The organism is Desulfosporosinus nitroreducens, from assembly GCF_023897015.1.
Classification (GTDB): Bacteria; Bacillota; Desulfitobacteriia; order Desulfitobacteriales; family Desulfitobacteriaceae; genus Desulfosporosinus; species Desulfosporosinus nitroreducens.
On sequence record NZ_JAMHFY010000046.1, the window covers coordinates 1 to 17,392 of the forward strand.

General features: G+C 42.1%; 15 protein-coding genes and 1 pseudogene. 15 read left to right on the top strand and 1 reads right to left on the bottom strand.

Going from position 1 to position 17,392, the window contains the following annotated elements; genetic code table 11:
• A partial coding sequence (locus M8E35_RS25050) for a hydantoinase/oxoprolinase family protein (protein ID WP_252473698.1) occupies window positions 1–1,905 on the top strand: 1,905 nt, incomplete at its 5' end.
• A gap of 12 nt (window positions 1,906–1,917) precedes the next feature.
• Entirely contained in the window at window positions 1,918–2,715 is a 798-nt protein-coding gene (locus M8E35_RS25055) for a methyltetrahydrofolate cobalamin methyltransferase (RefSeq protein ID WP_252473699.1), read from the top strand.
• A gap of 502 nt (window positions 2,716–3,217) precedes the next feature.
• Here the strand turns inward: M8E35_RS25055 and M8E35_RS25060 are convergent.
• Entirely contained in the window at window positions 3,218–3,496 is a 279-nt protein-coding gene (locus M8E35_RS25060) for a type II toxin-antitoxin system HicB family antitoxin (protein ID WP_252473700.1), read from the bottom strand.
• A 331-nt stretch (window positions 3,497–3,827) separates the two neighbouring features.
• On the opposite strand from M8E35_RS25060, the gene trxB reads away from it, so the two are divergent.
• The 13 genes and pseudogenes from trxB (at window position 3,828) to M8E35_RS25125 (ending at window position 17,155) form a co-directional block, all read left to right on the top strand.
• Window positions 3,828–4,778: a thioredoxin-disulfide reductase gene (gene trxB, locus M8E35_RS25065; RefSeq protein ID WP_252473701.1), complete on the top strand. Its 951-nt coding sequence runs from the start codon at window positions 3,828–3,830 to the stop codon at window positions 4,776–4,778.
• Window positions 4,779–4,839: 61 nt separating this feature from the next.
• Window positions 4,840–5,157 carry a thioredoxin family protein gene (locus M8E35_RS25070; protein ID WP_252473702.1) on the top strand — a complete coding sequence of 106 codons (318 nt, stop codon included), beginning with the start codon at window positions 4,840–4,842 and terminating at the stop codon, window positions 5,155–5,157.
• A gap of 39 nt (window positions 5,158–5,196) precedes the next feature.
• A pseudogene (gene grdA / locus M8E35_RS25075) lies at window positions 5,197–5,638 on the top strand (glycine/sarcosine/betaine reductase complex selenoprotein A).
• 117 nt (window positions 5,639–5,755) lie between these two features.
• Entirely contained in the window at window positions 5,756–7,294 is a 1,539-nt protein-coding gene (grdC, locus tag M8E35_RS25080; protein WP_252473703.1) for a glycine/sarcosine/betaine reductase complex component C subunit beta, read from the top strand.
• A gap of 37 nt (window positions 7,295–7,331) precedes the next feature.
• Window positions 7,332–8,492, top strand: a complete 1,161-nt coding sequence (gene grdD / locus M8E35_RS25085; RefSeq protein ID WP_252473704.1) for a glycine/sarcosine/betaine reductase complex component C subunit alpha — start codon at window positions 7,332–7,334, stop codon at window positions 8,490–8,492.
• Between the two features lie 33 nt (window positions 8,493–8,525).
• Complete coding sequence (locus M8E35_RS25090; protein WP_252473705.1) at window positions 8,526–8,897, top strand: GrdX family protein; 372 nt, start codon at window positions 8,526–8,528, stop codon at window positions 8,895–8,897.
• 31 nt (window positions 8,898–8,928) lie between these two features.
• Window positions 8,929–10,215, top strand: coding sequence for a glycine/sarcosine/betaine reductase component B subunit (locus tag M8E35_RS25095; protein ID WP_252473706.1), 1,287 nt, complete (start codon window positions 8,929–8,931; stop codon window positions 10,213–10,215).
• A 21-nt stretch (window positions 10,216–10,236) separates the two neighbouring features.
• Window positions 10,237–11,547, top strand: coding sequence for a glycine/betaine/sarcosine/D-proline family reductase selenoprotein B (locus M8E35_RS25100; protein WP_252473707.1), 1,311 nt, complete (start codon window positions 10,237–10,239; stop codon window positions 11,545–11,547).
• A 301-nt stretch (window positions 11,548–11,848) separates the two neighbouring features.
• Entirely contained in the window at window positions 11,849–13,681 is a 1,833-nt protein-coding gene (locus M8E35_RS25105; protein WP_252473710.1) for a sigma-54-dependent Fis family transcriptional regulator, read from the top strand.
• Between the two features lie 544 nt (window positions 13,682–14,225).
• Entirely contained in the window at window positions 14,226–15,791 is a 1,566-nt protein-coding gene (locus M8E35_RS25110) for a BCCT family transporter (RefSeq protein ID WP_252473708.1), read from the top strand.
• 69 nt (window positions 15,792–15,860) lie between these two features.
• Window positions 15,861–15,941, top strand: coding sequence for a hypothetical protein (locus M8E35_RS25115; RefSeq protein WP_252473711.1), 81 nt, complete (start codon window positions 15,861–15,863; stop codon window positions 15,939–15,941).
• 43 nt (window positions 15,942–15,984) lie between these two features.
• Window positions 15,985–16,317, top strand: coding sequence for a BCCT family transporter (locus M8E35_RS25120; protein ID WP_252473709.1), 333 nt, complete (start codon window positions 15,985–15,987; stop codon window positions 16,315–16,317).
• Between the two features lie 202 nt (window positions 16,318–16,519).
• Window positions 16,520–17,155, top strand: a complete 636-nt coding sequence (locus M8E35_RS25125; RefSeq protein ID WP_252469936.1) for a cobalamin B12-binding domain-containing protein — start codon at window positions 16,520–16,522, stop codon at window positions 17,153–17,155.
• Window positions 17,156–17,392: the final 237 nt, after the last annotated feature.

A 17,392-nucleotide genomic window follows, 5' to 3' on the forward strand; every position in this document is an offset into this window, starting at 1 on the left:
GATTTAAACACCAAGGAAGTAAAGGAAAAGGCCAAAGCATTTACGACACGTGAGGATTTATCCATAGGAATTCGAAACTGTATCGAAAATATGGGTGAGTTAGATCCACGTCAAGTTCAGCTCGTATCTCTGTCTACAACATTAGCCACGAATGCCATTGTGGAGGGTCGTGGTTGCCGGGTTGGCTTAATTCTGATTGGTCATGAGTCGACCGGCAACCTCCCCACCCATCAGGTATTTGTGGTTAGAGGCGGGCATGATATTAAGGGGATACCTGTTGCGGAACTCGATCTGGAAGCTATCCAAAGAGCAGTGACAGAAATGCGTGGGCAGGTTGATACGATTGCCATTTCCAGTTATCTTAGTATTCGAAATCCGGAGCATGAACAGGCTGCTCAACAACTCATCCAAGAGCTATGGAATGTACCGATTGTATGTGCCCATCAACTCACAACGGCTCTTGGATTTCATGAGCGGACAGTGACGGCCTGCTTAAATGCCAGACTATTACCGATCATAGCCGAACTTCTTGCAGCGGTAAAAGCCGTTCTCAAAGAAAAACAGATTTCAGCTCCTTTGATGATCGTCAAAGGGGATGGTTCACTGATGAGTGAAACTATGACCCGGGAAAAGCCTATTGAAACGATCCTTTCAGGGCCTGCGGCCAGTATTGTTGGAGCAGTATTTCTAACGGGGACCGAGTCTGCACTTGCTTTAGATATGGGGGGGACGACCACAGATATAGCTATATTAGAAAATGGCCGGCCCAGAATGAATCGTGAGGGAGCAACCGTTGGAGGGTGGAAAACCCGTGTTGAGGCTGCCGAAATCAGTACCTTTGGCCTGGGCGGAGACAGTTATCTTCAAGTTTCCAAGGATCGGAAACTAATCATCGGCCCGAAGAGGGTCTGGCCATTGTCTGTCATAGCTAACAAGTATCCTAGTCTGATTGAAGAATTGAAACGGGTGGATCCCAATAGGCAGATCATCGACTCACAGCCCGCTGATTGCTTTATGTTGGTCAAAAAACCCGTCAATAAAGATCAGTGGAATACTACAGAATGGAAAATAATCAATGCGCTTGAAGTCAGTGCTCATAATATTTTTGCCCTCGCAGAAAAAGTGGGACGGGATCCCAACTTATTGCCGTTAAAAGACTTAGAGCAGGCGCAGGTAATCGGTAGGATTTCCTTTACCCCCACAGATTTACTGCATGTCCTTAATACCTTTACGGACTATAATGTCGCGGCTGCTCAGGAAGGAGCCCGGATTCTAGCGCATCGATTGCGATTAGGACTGGACAAATTTGCAGAGAAAGTCTTGAGTGAGATCCAAGCAGCTCTTTGCATGACAATTTTACAAAGCTTTGCTTACCGAGAGGGTTTACGAATTAATCTGAGTGCAGAGACGAGTGTTGCATTTCTATTAAGCTCTCTGCTTAATGGAAACCACAAGCGTGGATTCAAGTCCGAGATCACGCTGGATTATCCGATTGTTGCTTTAGGGGCTCCGGTTACTGGCTATCTTCCAGCAGTAGGGAGCACCTTGAATACTCCAGTTTTAATACCAACGCATGCTGAAGTGGCGAATGCAGTCGGGGCTGCCTCGGGGCAAGTCGCGGAACTCATTCGCATCCTGATTAAACCCGGTGTAGCAGGAGGGTATGTAGTCCATGCTCCTTGGAAACGGGAAGCCTTTTTGTATCTGGATGAAGCCGAACGGAATGCGTTGGACAAAGCCAAAGAAGTGGCTCTAGAGAGAGCACAGAGGGCGGGAGTTGTGAATCCTGAATTGTTGGTCGAGAAAGAAGAGGTACTTAGTCATACAGCTGGAGGGGATGATGTCGTGTTTCTGGAGACGCGCATTGAGGTCACGGCCATCGGTCATCCCAGTTGGGAGGAGTAAGGGAGGAGAAAAATGTTAATTATTGGAGAACTAATAAATACAAGCAGAAAAGCCGTTAAACCTGCGGTTGAACAAAGGGACGTCGCTTTTATTCAGGAGCTGGCGAAAAAGCAAGTCGAGTCTGGGGCTCATTATGTCGATGTTAACTGTGGTACTATGGTGCATGACGAGGTTGAGACGATGGAATGGCTTGTTCGCACTATTCAGGAAGTAGTATCGGCACCGCTTTGTATTGATACACCAAGGACAGAGGCTATGGAGGCTGGACTGGCAGCTGTGAAAAATGGTCAACCCATGGTTAATTCAATAACGGCTGAGAAAGAACGCTACGCCACGGTGTTGCCTCTGGTTCTAAAATACAAGGCTAAAGTTGTAGCCTTGTGTATGGATGACACAGGTGTTCCAACATCTGCAGAGCAACGTATTGCGATTGTAAAAAAATTAGTGGGGGATCTTACAGCTGCAGGAGTTCCTGAAGATGATATTTACCTGGATCCGCTCGTTACACCCATTAGTACTGGCGATAATTGTGGTAACGATGTTCTCGATACCGTCCGTTTCATTCGCCAAGAATATCCAAAAGTTCACGCTGCATGTGGTCTAAGTAACATTTCTTATGGGCTTCCAAACCGTAAGATTTTGAATCAAGCCTTCATGATTCAGACAATGGTAGCAGGCATGGATGCCTACATCTTGGATCCTCTTGACAAGGCAATGATGGGCTTTGTTTACGCCTCTCAGGCTTTATTAGGACAAGACGCATTCTGTATGCAGTATTTAACGGAACATCGTAAAGGTTTGTATGAGTGAACCATTTATAGGAGGATTAAACGTATAAGAGTGTATGAAGCCCCAAGGCAAAAGCCTTGGGGCAATTTAATATTGGACTTATACACTGATGTGCTGCATTTACTACCATAAAAGGGGCTGACGTTAAGCTTACAGAAGGAATGAGACCGGATCTTGCACGGAGTCGACACGAGGAAAGATTTATATCGGTGAAAAACGTTGTTAGCTCCAACCAGTTGTTTTCCCAGGAGCGAATAACGATTGGGTGCTTTTTACCCCATTTCTGCTATTATCAAGAATAAAATACAACAACTTAGCTTGGTTAAAGACTGATTATGCGTAGTAACAGAGAAGTTACATTAGTAAAAACCCTTGAGGGATGAACCTTAAAACCAAATTGGCATCAAAAAACCTTCCGAAAGGGCGGTTTTTTGATATCTTTGCGAAATAATTATTTTCCGTTTATTGACTAGTGGGCTTTTACTGCGAATTGACCAAAATCGCTAATTTAACAATATTTTACTTATTGAATTCCTAAGTGCTCTTTTAAGGCTTCTTGGAGAATGGATGAAAAGTTGAGATTACGAGCTTCTGCTTCTTCATTAAGCCAAGATGGAATGGACAGTGTTTTCTTTACAGCTTTTGAATTCTTGTGACGGCGATAGGAGGTCATGTCAATGTCAATCATTGTGACAAACTGCCCGTCATCTAAAGAGATATCGTTCACCATTGATGGATTTGGGATAACTTCGCCTTCATCTATAAGGTAATCCAGCCACGTTGCCAAAGCATCTCGGGACATATAGATAGGAATCTATAATTTTGAGCAATTTTTAAAAGAGGAGATTTGTTCGGCTAGCCCTATCTCAAAATGGGATGGATATATCCCATAATAGGATGGGCATATATCATATTGGGATTGTCATTAATTCAGTGTATTTTTGATACTATGCAGGCAAAACTGTCCGAAAATGAGATTTGTTTGATTGGAGACAGCCAAGAAATTGCTTAAATGCTGGTCTTTAGGCAATTAAAGAGATGGCATAGCTATTGCATTAATAAAGGAATAACATCGACAGTCTATTAGAGCGGTTTTCAGAGCATTCAGCTAGTTGAGGAAATGGAGGTTCGGTATGTCAGAGGTATATGACATTATCATTATCGGCGGTGGTCCGGGAGGATTGTCCGCAGGAATTTATGGTTCCCGGTCACGTTTAAAAACAGCTATTTTACAAAAAGGAAAGCCCGGGGGGCAGGCGGCTCGCACCGAGGATTTAGAGAACTATCCTGGTTTTTCCAGGGGCACAACAGGCCCCGCGTTAATGGAAGCAATGGAGGAGCACGCCAGAAGTTTTGGTACCGAAATTCTCAGTGAAGAAGTCGTGGATTTGGATTTAGAGGGAAAAATCAAACTTATTAAGACAAAAAGTGGACATGAATATCAGTCAAGAACCGTGATTCTTGCACCGGGAGCAGTACCGAAGTCTTTGGAAATTAAAGGAGAAATTCCCCTGAGAGGTAAAGGGGTATCATACTGTGCCACCTGTGATGCTGATTTTTTTGAAGAATTAGATGTAGTGGTCGTTGGCAACGGGGATGCAGCTGTCGAGGAAGCTATATACTTGACTAAATTTGCCGAAACAGTAACCATTATTGTGAGACGTGAGGAAGGAGACTTAAGATGCAATAAGACAAGTGCGGAAAGAGCTTTCTCCAACCCTAAAATCAAATGGGTTTGGAATTCAGTTCTTAAAGAGATTAAAGGGAACGGCTTGGTGGATAGTGTTGTCATTAGAAACCTTAAAACTGGGGAACTTTCAGTAATGAAAACCAATGGTGTGTTTTTCTTTGTAGGGACTGTTCCTAAGACTGAGATGTTAAAAGGCAAAGTGGACCTAAACAACCAAGGGTATATCATAACCAACGACCTGATGGAAACATCTGTGTCCGGAGTATATGCTGCAGGTGATGCCCGAGTAAAATTTCTCAGACAGGTAGTTACGGCCGCCAGTGATGGAGCTATTGCATCTGTTGCCGCCGAGAAATACCTTGCTGAAGAGGAAAAGCTTAAAAAGAGTTCTTGAAGTAAAGGGGCAATAGGTTTATTTTACTTTAAAATAAATAAAAATTTAGGGAGTGGATAAGATGTTGGCGCTTACAAAAGAAAACTTTGAAGAAGAGGTTATAAAAACAGATGGTCTGATAATGGTCGATTTTTGGAATGAAAAATGTGAACCTTGTAAAGCATTGCTGCCCAGTGTCCACGAATTGGCGGAAAAATATCAAGGTAAGGCCAAATTCTGCAGCCTGGACACCAATGGTAACAAGAGATTGGCAATGGCGCAAAAGGTCTTAGGTTTACCTGCGATACTCTTTTACCAAAATGGAGAAATAGTTGCAGAATTAACCAATGAAATTTCTATAGAAGATGTAGAAGCTAAACTTCTTGAACTGGCGAGTTAACCAATATGACTTAAATTTGGTGAAAGGGGAAATGTTCAAATGTTGAAAGGTAAAAAAGTAGCCATTCTTGGCGACCGGGACGGTATCCCCGGACCTGCTATCGAAGAATGTGTGAAATCGGGCGGCGCTGATAATATTTTCTACAACAGAATGTTTTGTCTGAACTGCAGCTGGAGCAATGGACTTGGAGAATCAAGCGCGTATCATGGATTTTACGGAGAAATACGGTAATGAAAATTTAATCGTAGTTTTAGGGGGCGGGGAAGCAGAAGCTTCCGGTCTGGCTGCGGAAACCGTTTCTACCGGAGATCCTACGTTTGCAGGTCCATTAGCAGGAGTCTCGTTGGGACTCAAAGCTTACCACATTTTTGAATTGAAGGATATGGTGGATGCTTCTGTATATGATGAGCAGATCAGCATGATGGAAATGGTACTTGATGTCGATGCGATTGTTCAAGAAATCAAGACTTATCGAAAATAATTGGGAAGTTGCTGTTTTAGGATTTATTTCGAAGAGGTAATAAACACGTAAAGGGTAATGGATATATGCTTTCCTATGTATATCCATTACCCTTTACTGAAATATGGAGGTGATGTGATGAATTTTCCAGTAATAAAAGGTGCTGCCTATGGCTTGATCCAGGCTGCTGATATGCTTGTCCATCATGGTACCACTCAAACCATGGAACGAACTAAAGATGCTAAGTCAGAACACCTTAAGAAGCTTCCAGAGCATTTGAGAAGTTTTGAGCAGGCGGTCGGTTATCCTCCGAACCAGGTCTATATTGGAAATATGACGCCGGATGAATTAATAAACGTTCCTCGTCCCTGGTATGAACAACCAGTTTTGGGCCTAAGTCGTGACGGAAAGTACGGGGAGATTATGCCGGAAGATGAATTTATAGGCCTAATGAAAATGGTTGATGCCTTTGAATTGGTAATTCTAGAAGAACAGTTTCAGTTAGGTGTAAAAGAGAAAATAGTTGCTCATCCAGTACTAGGAGCCATTAAGGACGTTGTTAAACTTGATAAAAATCCAGGGAAAGCGGAAGAGATTCAGAATTTAGTTGACAATCATGTAGCACAACCGATGTACTTTGAGGGTAAATTAGTTGGATGTGTGAAAAGAGCTCATGAGTTTGATGAGGCATTATCTAACCATGTAATGTATGAAAATCTTGTGAGCAAGGCTTCTGCTGCTTTTGCCTTACAACTTCTTCTGAATAAAACAAAATTAAAGGCTGAAGAAGTCGAATATATTATCGAGTGTTCTGAAGAAGCTTGCGGAGACATGAACCAAAGGGGGGGCGGGAATTTCGCCAAATCTATCGGAGAGATGTGTGGCTGTGTTAATGCTACAGGCTCCGATACTCGTAGTTTCTGTGCAGCCCCCGCCCATGCACTGGTAGAAGCTGCTGCTCTTGCCCAATCTGGAATTTATAAGAACATAGTGGTATTGGCTGGCGGTGCTTCCACAAAACTAGGAATGAATTCTAAGAATCATGTCGAAAAGGGAATGCCTGCATTTGAAGACATGTTAGGGGCTTTTGCCATTCATATAGGAGAAAACGATGGGTTTAGCCCTATGATCCGTACCGATGGAGTTGGTCGGCATAAGATCGGATCTGGATCCTCGCCTCAGGCGGTAATGACTGCCATTGTCGCCGATCCGTTAGACAAGATCGGGTATAAAATCCTTGATGTGGATCGTTATGCAGCAGAACTACAAAATCCTGAGATCACCGAACCTGCCGGGGCAGGTGACGTGCCCTTGGCTAACTACAAAATGATTAGTGCTTTGGGGGTGAAAAGAGGGGAATTAGCAAAAACAGATCTGCAGAAAGCTGTTGATAATTTTGGCATGCCTGGATTTGCACCCACTCAAGGACACATTCCTTCCGGAGTTCCTTTTGTCGGACATGCACTAGAAATGATCTTGTCGGGGAAGATTTCGCGGACCATGATTATCGGTAAAGGGAGCCTTTTCTTAGGAAGGATGACCAATCTTTTTGATGGTGTCTCCTTTATTATTGAAAAGAATAGTGGAACTGTTGATACCGGATTTAACAAGCAAGAAATACGAGTGATGATTGCCGAAGCAATGCGGGATTTCGCCAAGACTTTGGGTGAAAAATAATGTTTGGCAGCACACTTGTTCAAGGGGAGGTGAAATAATGGGCAAAAACCCTATTACTGTTGCTATCGCAGAAGTTTTTGAAGAAATGGCTCTGGCTATAGAAACAGGTACTTTTAGCAAAAAAACCAGGGTAGGGCTAACAATTTTGGGCAGTGAACACGGACCTGAAGAACTTGTGCGCGGAGCGGAATTGGCCCAGAAACAGAATCCGTATATTCAAGTGGTTGTTATTGGCAGTGGAGTGGAAACTGAACTGGAAACTGTCGCTGCCTTGGATGAAAAAGAAGCTCAGGCAGCGATGGATGACATGTTGCAGAACCATACTTTGGATGCGGCTGTAACTATGCATTACAATTTTCCTATTGGGGTATCCACCGTGGGTAGAGCCATAACCCCGGTCAAGGGGAAAGAGATATATTTGGCGACGACGACTGGTATGTCGGCTAAGGAACGTGTTACGGCTATGCTTAAGAATACTGTTTACGGGATTGCTGTTGCCAAAGCTTGCGAAAAAGCTGACCCAACAGTAGGTATATTAAACATTGATGGTGCTCGGCAGGTAGAAAGGGCCCTAAAAAAGCTTAAGGAAGGTGGTTACTCCATCAATTTTGCTGAATCCTCCCGATCCGACGGCGGAATAGTAATGAGGGGTAACGACTTGTTAAAAGGAGTACCGGATATTATGGTAAATGATAGTCTTACTGGAAATGTCTTCATGAAGGTATTTTCCGCATACAGTACCGGAGGGGATTATGAAGCGGTAGGCTACGGTTATGGCCCGGGGGTGGGAGAAGACTACGACCGGATTATTTGCATCGTTTCCAGAGCGTCTGGAGCCCCAGTGATTTCTGGAGCCATCAAATTTGCTGCAGATTGTGCAAAAGGGAATCTACTGGAAAAGGCCAAAGCTGAATTTTCGGCAGTTAAGAAAGCCGGTTGGGATAATTTAATTAAATCATTGAGTTGTACTGCCATGCCCGTCAAAAAAGAGGAAGAGGCAATCCCTCCCCCAAAAAAACCTGTTACCGATTCCTTTCCAGGGGTGGAAGTGATGCAGTTGGAAGACGCGGTTCAGGTGTTATGGAAAGCAAACATTTATGCCGAATGTGGCATGGGCTGTACCGGACCGATCGTTATGGTTGCTCCAGAAGATAAAGAAAAGGCATTAGAATTACTGAAAGAGAAGGAGTATCTGTAAGAACAGATTTATATTTTCCAAGGCAGGTGCTTAATGAAAAACCTAATCATTACTAATAACCCAGCAGTAGCAGAGAAAAATAATAATACTGTACTTTTTGTAGATGGTTCAGTGGAAGAGACTTTGATCATGGTTCGAGATAAAGTCCATTCAGGATATGAACTAATTAGTCACCCTTTAGCCGCCAGTTTAAGAATGATGTTTTCCCCCTTTCGCTCTGTTATCTTAGGCAAGAAGTCGAATAAAATAGATGCTTTCTCTGCTGAGATTATCGAGGATAGCATTATTAAATACAAGAGGCACATGGATTTTCGTAAAAAAGACTCAGCCAATTGTGAAGATTATAAAATGATAGATCTGATACTTTTAGAATCGGCTATACATGAACAAGCAGTTACTTGGTGAAATGTTGATAATTAATTAGGGGGTGAACGTATTGAAACTGGAAATTGGACGGATTTATATTAAAGACATTCAATTAGGCAATGAGACTTCTGTAAAAGACGGAGTATTAACCGTTGATAAGGACGGACTAATATCCAATCTAAAAGAAGACGAAAGAATTAGAGATGTTGTAATTGACGTAGCAAAGCCAGGTGAAAAAGTAAGAATTATCCCGGTGAAAGACGTGATTGAGCCTAGGGTAAAAGTTCAAGGGGGCAATAATGGTTTTCCTGGGGTTACGTCCAAACAGGCTCAGTGCGGGGAAGGCAGAACCCATGTTTTATATGGCGCTGCAGTTGTAACCGTTGGTGATATTGTAGGTTTTCAGGAAGGTGTCATTGATATGTGGGGTGAAGGGGCTAAGTGGACCCCGTTCTCCAAAACATATAATTTAACGGTGGATATACAAGTGGCAGCAGGCCTGAATCCTCATACCCATGAAGAAACTGTTAGAATTGCAGGATTGCGGGTTGCGGAGTTTATTGGGCTGGCAGGGGAAAATTTAACCCCTGACGAGGTGCTTACCTTTGAAATTGGCAGCATTTTTGAAGAAACAGCTAAATACCCCGATTTACCTAAAGTAGTATATGCTGAGATGAATATTACCCAGGGTTTACTCCATGATACTTATATTTACGGAGTTAATCAATCTGGGATCCTCCCAGCTCTACTTCATGCCAATGAGGAATTAGATAATGCGGTAATTAGTGGGAACTGTGTTGCTGCCTGCGATAAGATTACTACTTACCAGCATCAAAACAATTCTGTGATTTATGACCTATATGCCCAGCACGGTAAAGAGATTAACTTCTTAGGGGTCATTATGGTGCCTGAACATACTACTCTGGCAGGGAAACTGCGCGCATCCGATTACACTGTCAAACTGGCGAAAATGCTGGGTGCCGATGCCGTGGTTGTATCTGAAGAGGGTTATGGCAACCCTGACTCTGACCTGTTAATGATATGTAAAAAATGCGAAAAATCTGGTATCAAAACTGTATTAATCACGGATGAGTGTGCAGGAAGAGACGGCATGTCCCAACCGCTAGCTGACACGGCTGTAGAAGCAGTAGCAGTAGTTTCTGGGGGAAACGTAAGTCACGTGGTTACTTTGCCTCCTGCAGATAAGGTTATCGGAAATGCCGCAGCTATTTCAGTATTATCCGGCGGCTGGGAAGGTTCATTACTGGAGGACGGTACTTTGATGTGTGAATTAAATGCTGTTATTGGTGCCACTTCAGAAATCGGATTCCACAATGTAACCTGCAGACTTTATTAAATAGTAAGGGGAGGATACCTTATGTCAGAACAATTTAAAGTTCTTTACTATGTAAACCAATTTTTTGGTCAAGTAGGGGGGGAAGATAAGGCGGGTATGCCCCCTGAGTTTAGGCTGGAAAAGATCGGTCCTGCGCAGGGTTTTGAAGGATTGCTCAAGGGAGAGGGGACGGTTGTCGGCACTATTATCTGTGGTGATAACTATTTCAATGAGAATAAAAGTGATGTTCTGGAGACTATTTTAAATATGGTTAAGGAAGCCGCTCCGGATGTCTTTGTTGCTGGACCCGCTTTTAATGCCGGACGTTATGGGGTGGCTTGTTCAGAGATTTCTAAGGCTGTTTCCCAAATGTTAAATATTCCGGTGGTTACTGGTATGTATGTAGAAAACCCCGGCTTGGATAGCTGCAAAGCGTTGGCCTACGTAGTCAGTACGAGTGATTCCGCTGGCGGAATGCGTAAAGCATTGCCCTCAATGGCGGCTCTGGCCTGTAAGTTGGCCAAAGGAATCGAGGTTGGGACTCCTGAAAAAGAAGGATATATTGCCCGTGGTATAAGAAAAACTCTCATTGTTGAAAAAAAAGGTTCACAAAGGGCTGTGGAAATGCTTCTAGCCCGCTTAAAAGGTCAGCCTTTTGAAACGGAAATGCCGATGCCTATTTTTGATGTAGTAAATCCGGCAGAGCCAATCAAAGATTTAAGTAAAGCTACAATTGCCTTGTGTACATCTGGCGGAATCGTACCGGAAGGGAACCCCGACAAAATTCAGTCGGCCAGTGCCCAAAAATGGGGTAAGTACGACGTTAGCGAAACTCATGGGCTCGAAGCTCCTTGCTATTATACAACCCATGGAGGCTATGACCCGGTATATGCCAATGAGATCCCTGACCGTGTTGCGCCATTGGACGTTTTAAAAGAATTCGAGGCAGAGGGATATATTGGAAAGGTTTTTGACTGGTTCTATACGACCACCGGAACCGGAACAGCAGTAAGCAAATCGATAGAATTTGGTATACAGATAGGAGCAGAATTAAAAGCTTCGGGGGTGGAGGGTGTTATTTTAACCTCCACCTGAGGGACCTGTACTCGTTGCGGCGCAACGATAGTAAAAGAAATAGAAAGATATGGTATTCCTATTGTTCACATGGCAACTATTACTACGATTTCCGAGTCAGTCGGCGCGAACAGAATTGTTCCGACGATAGCTATTCCTTATCCGGTAGGAAATCCAAAACTTAATAAGGAAGCTGAACATACTCTGAGGAGAGAAATGGTCAAAAGAGCTTTGGAGGCACTTACTACCGAAGTTTCTGGGCCTACTCATTTTGAGTAAAATATTTATAACTACTAGGGGATGCCGAAGAGGTATCCCCTAGTAGTACTGCGTTTTGCTTAAGAATGGAGTGTCAACCAAACCACTTCAATATGTGGTGTTCCAATGTTCTGCTTTGGTGGGGTAAAGTCCTTTAAAATGTCCTGAAATTTGTTCAAGAATACCACCTTGCAAGGTATAAACATAAGATGTTAGAATATTCCCAAAGGGTGCAAGCGATACAGTCACCGCAAATATCGAATAGGAGCGTTAGGGAATTTTGCTTACCACGTTTCAAAATTTATAGGATGCGGGTGAGGTGATGAAAACTATGCGGGAGAAATTGCATTCACCGTTGTTTGCGTCAGAATTAAAAACAAACCAATCCTATGTCCAACAAATAGCGGAAGTTATCGCTGCAGTGATAGAATTTGAGGTTGTTATTATTGATAACAACTTAGAAGTCATTGCAGGGACAGGAAAATATCAGAGCGAAATTGGTTTTGTTTATGGGAAAGAATCTATCACAGGGCGAATTATTAATAATGGCAGTAATTTTGTCTTAGATGATGAGCCTCTAAACCATAATATGTGCAAAGATTGTAAGCAAAAGATTATCTGTAAAATCAAAGCCGCCATACTATCTCCAATCATATTGAACGGAAATGTAATTGGTACAATTTCAATTTTTGCTTTCGATGAAGTGGAAAAAAATGAGCTGCTTTCTAACTGTAATAAATTGCAAGATTTTTTGACGAAACTTGCCGCCTTAACAAGTAGTAAAATTGACGTGAACGAAATGAATGGTCGCCTTTCGTTAATGGCAAACCAATTCAGCGCAGTTATTAACTCTATTGTCGAGGGACTCGTAGCTATTGACCATGCAGGTTATATAACCCATATTAATAAGTCTGCCGAAAAGTTACTGAGTATTTGGACTCAGCAAGCCTATGGGCAACATATCAATGAAATTTTTCCAGAGTTTTCTGTTCCAAAAGTGCTGAAATTTGGACAACAATATGCTGAACAAGAAATTAAGTATAAACACAAGGAAGAAATATGCCTTTTTATCAGTACCATTACACCTATAAAAAAGGATCAGGAGATTATCGGTTTGGTTATTTCGTTCCGAAGTATCCGCGAGATGAGGAAGTTAGCAGGACGATTGATTAGAGAAGATCGCAAATATTCTCTAGATGGGATATTAGGGACCAGTAAAAGTATGATCATGCTAAAACAAAAAATGCAGCTCGTCGCTGCAACTGACTCGACAATCTTGATTACCGGCGAGAGCGGAACCGGTAAAGAGCTATTTGCGAGGGCCATTCACGAAGAAAGCCATCGCAAGAATAGTCCATTTATCGCCATAAACTGTGGGGCTATTCCGGAAACCCTCTTAGAAAGTGAACTTTTTGGGTATGAAGAGGGAGCATTTACTGGGGCTAGTCGCGGAGGTAAACCAGGGAAATTCGAACTGGCAGATGGTGGGACAATATTTCTCGATGAGATTGGCGACATGCCGATGCATCTTCAGGTAAAGTTGTTAAGAGTGCTGCAAGAAGTTAAAATTGACCGTATTGGAGGAGTAAAACCAGTATGGATCGATGTCCGGATTATCGCGGCTACAAATCGCAATCTCGAAGAAATGATCGAAGAAAAACTATTTAGAAGTGATCTCTTTTATAGATTAAGTGTTATACCTTTTTATGTTCCTCCGTTGCGTGAAAGGAAAGAAGATTTGATACTTCTTCTCCATCATTTTTTAGATAAGTATAATCTGATTTTAGGGAAACAAATAACCGGTTTTACACAAGAAGTCCAGAGAAAAATGCTTGCCTATCCTTGGCTGGGGAATGTAAGGGAACTGGAAAATGCAGTTGAGTATGCAGTGAATATTGCCACCAAAAATGTCATCGACAGCACTTTCTTGTCCTCTCGAGTAAATGATTATTTTGAGCATAATGCCAGTTTAACAACGAGTGATGTTCAACCAACGCTAGCTGATCTGGAAAAAAATGCGATCGAAGCTGCGTTAAAAAAGTTTGGTAATACCGGTCAAGCTAAAGAAAAAGCTGCCGATAGCCTGGGCATGAGTAGATCTACTTTCTACAGAAAGATAAAAGATCTAGGGCTAGATATTAAAATTCCCAAATAGAAATAGCTAATCCTAAATTGAGAAACCTTATAAGTCTTGAACTGCAAGGTTTTAGAGAAGGCATTACTGTTTGCGTTCTTATAATGAGACAACATATTGGATAGAAAAGCTTTTTGGACATGATTTATTTAGTCTGTCCAAAAAGCTTTTCTAGTTTGCCGGATAATATTTTATGAATTAATTATTTTGATATGTTCCCAACCATGAGCCTTTAGCCGAAAACTACTGATTTTGACAGGATTTTTAAGCATAAAAAGGTCCTTATAAAAGAATTAGTTTAAAAACAATACTAGAAAGTAAAGAGGGTAAACTATAATTAGGAAGATTGGCATGCATATTGCATTTTAAAAATTCAGAAAATAATATTATAAAATGCAATTCAATGAATTGCAAAAACTATTAGAATGAAAGGAGGGCTAATTCAAAAGAAAAACTCTAAAAAAACAAACAAAATGAATGATTAAGGGAGGAGCAAAGTATGAATGAAAAAAGGTTTCATAGGTTCCAGCATCTTTTTAATTGCTAATTAAAAGGAGGAAATTTAGTGGATTTTTTAAAAAGATTAGATAAGAAAGTATTTTATCCTTCTGCTTTAATTTGTTTAGTTTTTATCGTTTGGATGACTTCAATGCCGGAAGCTGCGGGAAAAGCTATTAACGCGGCTTTGACCTTTATTAATACAACTTTCGGATGGTTATACCTTTTGCTTGTAAGCGTTTTTGTTCTTGTCTGTTTTATCCTTGCCTTCAGTAAGTATGGAAAAATTAAATTAGGTAAGGATGATGATGTACCTGAATATTCTACTTTTAGCTGGTTTGCTATGCTTTTTAGTGCAGCAATGGGGATTGGACTGATTTTCTGGAGCATTGCTGAGCCCATGTCGTATTTGGCTGCTCCTCCGGTAGGAGATCCGAATACAGTTGCGACTGCTCAATGGTCATTAAGACAAACTATTTTTCACTGGGGACTGCATCCCTGGTCGGTATATGCGATAACCGGTATGGCCCTTGCTTATGCAGGATTTAGAAAAGATCTGCCGGCTAGAATCAGTTCTATTTTTGAACCGGTTTTAGGAAGAAATAATTTGGATGGCGGATGGGCTAAAGCAATTGACGTCTTCGCGGTCATAGCTTCAATTGCCGGTGTGGCAACATCTTTAGGTTTTGGCGCTATGCAGATTAACGGGGGATTAAATTATCTGGTCGGGATATCTGTAAATAGTAGTGTAACGATTGTGATCATTGCCATTGTTACATGCTTGTTCGTAATTTCAGCAGTAACAGGAATTAAAAGAGGGATTTTATGGCTGAGCAATATTAACATGTCATTAATGGGCATTTTGATGGTGTTCTTGTTAGTTGCCGGTCCTACATTGTATATTTTAAATTCTATTATATCAGCAACCGGTGATTATCTGCAAAATATTGCCTGGTTAAGCTTTTATGCCGATCCCAATGGAGTATACGCAGAGCAAGCCGGCTACGATTGGGTAGGAGGCTGGACTGTATTCTATTGGGCCTGGTGGATATCTTGGGGCCCGTTTGTCGGTGGATTTATTGCCAGAATTTCCAAGGGGCGTACTGTAAGAGAATTCGTTCTTGGTGTATTAATTGCCCCGGTATTGTTGAGTATTCTATGGCTGGGTATTTTTGGTTCAACGGCTATTCATATTGATCTCTTTGGAGCCGGGGGAATTGGAGAAGCTGTCAGCAAAGATATGACCAGCGCTTTGTTTATTACATTAAGTAATATCCCCGGCGGCCATGTATTTGCAATAGTTGCAACAATCTTAATTGCTACATTCTTTATTACATCTGCTGACTCCGCCACCTTCTGTATTGGGATGTATTCTTCCGGCGGCGATCTTGAACCGGATACCGGATTAAAAGTATTCTGGGGAGTTATTGAAGGAGCCGTGACAGCAGCGTTGGTAGCATCCGGCGGGATTGCCGCGTTGAAGGCATCGTCAATTTTGTCGGCTTTTCCTTTTATGCTGATAATTTGTGGGATCATTTACTGTATGTTTAAGTCCTTTAACGGTGAATTTGCCTCTCCAAAAAAATTGGCAAAGGATACTGCTATAGTAGATAGGGAAGCAGCAAGAGGATAATAGGATTGAGAAAGGGATTAGTTTCCTTAGAATACTAATATGCTGTTAATTGCCATTATTGTGGCCTTTATGCTTATCGTTGGGCCAACTCGATATATTCTTAATGGCTTTTCCGAAACATTGGGAAATTACCTGCAGAATATTGTTTAAATGAGTTTTGCGTGGTTGTCAATCATGGGCAATAGCGCGCTGTATGTCGAAGTTGTTCAAAAGGGTGACGACTTTAATCATTGCTGTCTTCTTTATCACTTCAGCTGACTCGGCCACCTTTGTTATGGCTATGTTCACTTCAGGTGGAGAATTAAACCCTGGCCCTGGGCTAAAGATTACCTGGGGTTTGATTGAGGGCGCTGTTGCGATCGCTTTGATGGTAGCTGGGGGACTAGGTGCGTTACAGACTGCATCCATTGCCGCCGCTTTCCCGTTTATGCTTGTCATGTTTGCAATGTGTGTATCGCTAATAGAGGCCTTTCAAAAGAAATCAATGTGGAAAGTGCTAAATCCCAAGTTAATAGCTATGATGTAACCACTGTTCAAAACAGTAAGTCAGTCTTAGATTAACTTATAATTATCTTCGTTGTATGAGTTTGAATCTTTGCGAAACAAAGACTCCGCATCAAAAAGTGTGTTGAGTCTTTGTTTCTTGATAGCCTTTTAATTGGCGCAATATTTGTATTAGATTCTAAAATAATAAAACTATTAAATTCACATGGGAGGTAGAAAAAGAAATGCCAAATTATTATGAAGATCTTTCTCAAAGCATCATTACTGGTCAACTTGACCGAGTAAAATCGCTCACTCAACAGGCCATTGGAGCTGGGAACAATCCCGTTGAAATTATCAACCAAGGACTGATACCCGGTATGAGTGTCGTCGGAGCACGGTTTAAGGCTGGTCAAATGTATGTACCAGAAGTATTAATGTCAGCGCGCGCTATGAATGCTGGAATGGATATCGTCAAGCCATTAATTTTAAGTGAAGATATCCCTTCCGCTGGTAAAGTGGTCCTTGGCACAGTAAAAGGAGACCTTCATGATATCGGAAAAAACCTAGTCGGCATGATGTTAGAGAGTGCTGGATTTACAGTCATTAATGTTGGAGTAGATGCGGGTCCAGAGAAGTTCTTACAAGCAGTAAAGGAGCATCAGCCTGGTGTCATTGGAATGTCTGCCCTTTTGACGACAACCATGCTGGCCATGAAAGATACTATCGAACTCTTAAAAGAAGAGGGCTTACGCGACAAGGTTAAAGTAATGATCGGCGGAGCTCCGATATCTCAGGACTTCGCAGATGAAATCGGTGCAGATGGGTTTGCCCCTGATGCAGGTTCTGCCGCAGATCTGTGTAAGAAACTTCTAGCCTAATTTAATCCGTTTTCTATTGGAAAGGCGGCTCGGCGAAACCCTCCACTGGTGGCTATCGTAACTGAAGAACAGCACGGAACTCTCAATTATTGAAGCAGGAGCCTTCGAAAGTAGCTAAATTAAGGAAGGAGCGTGTGTGATTTGTCAAGAAGCCAATACGTTAGGGCCAACTATCAAGTTAATGCAACACCACAATTAAAGATGTTAAGCGATGACCAATGTGAAAATGTCTTGAAT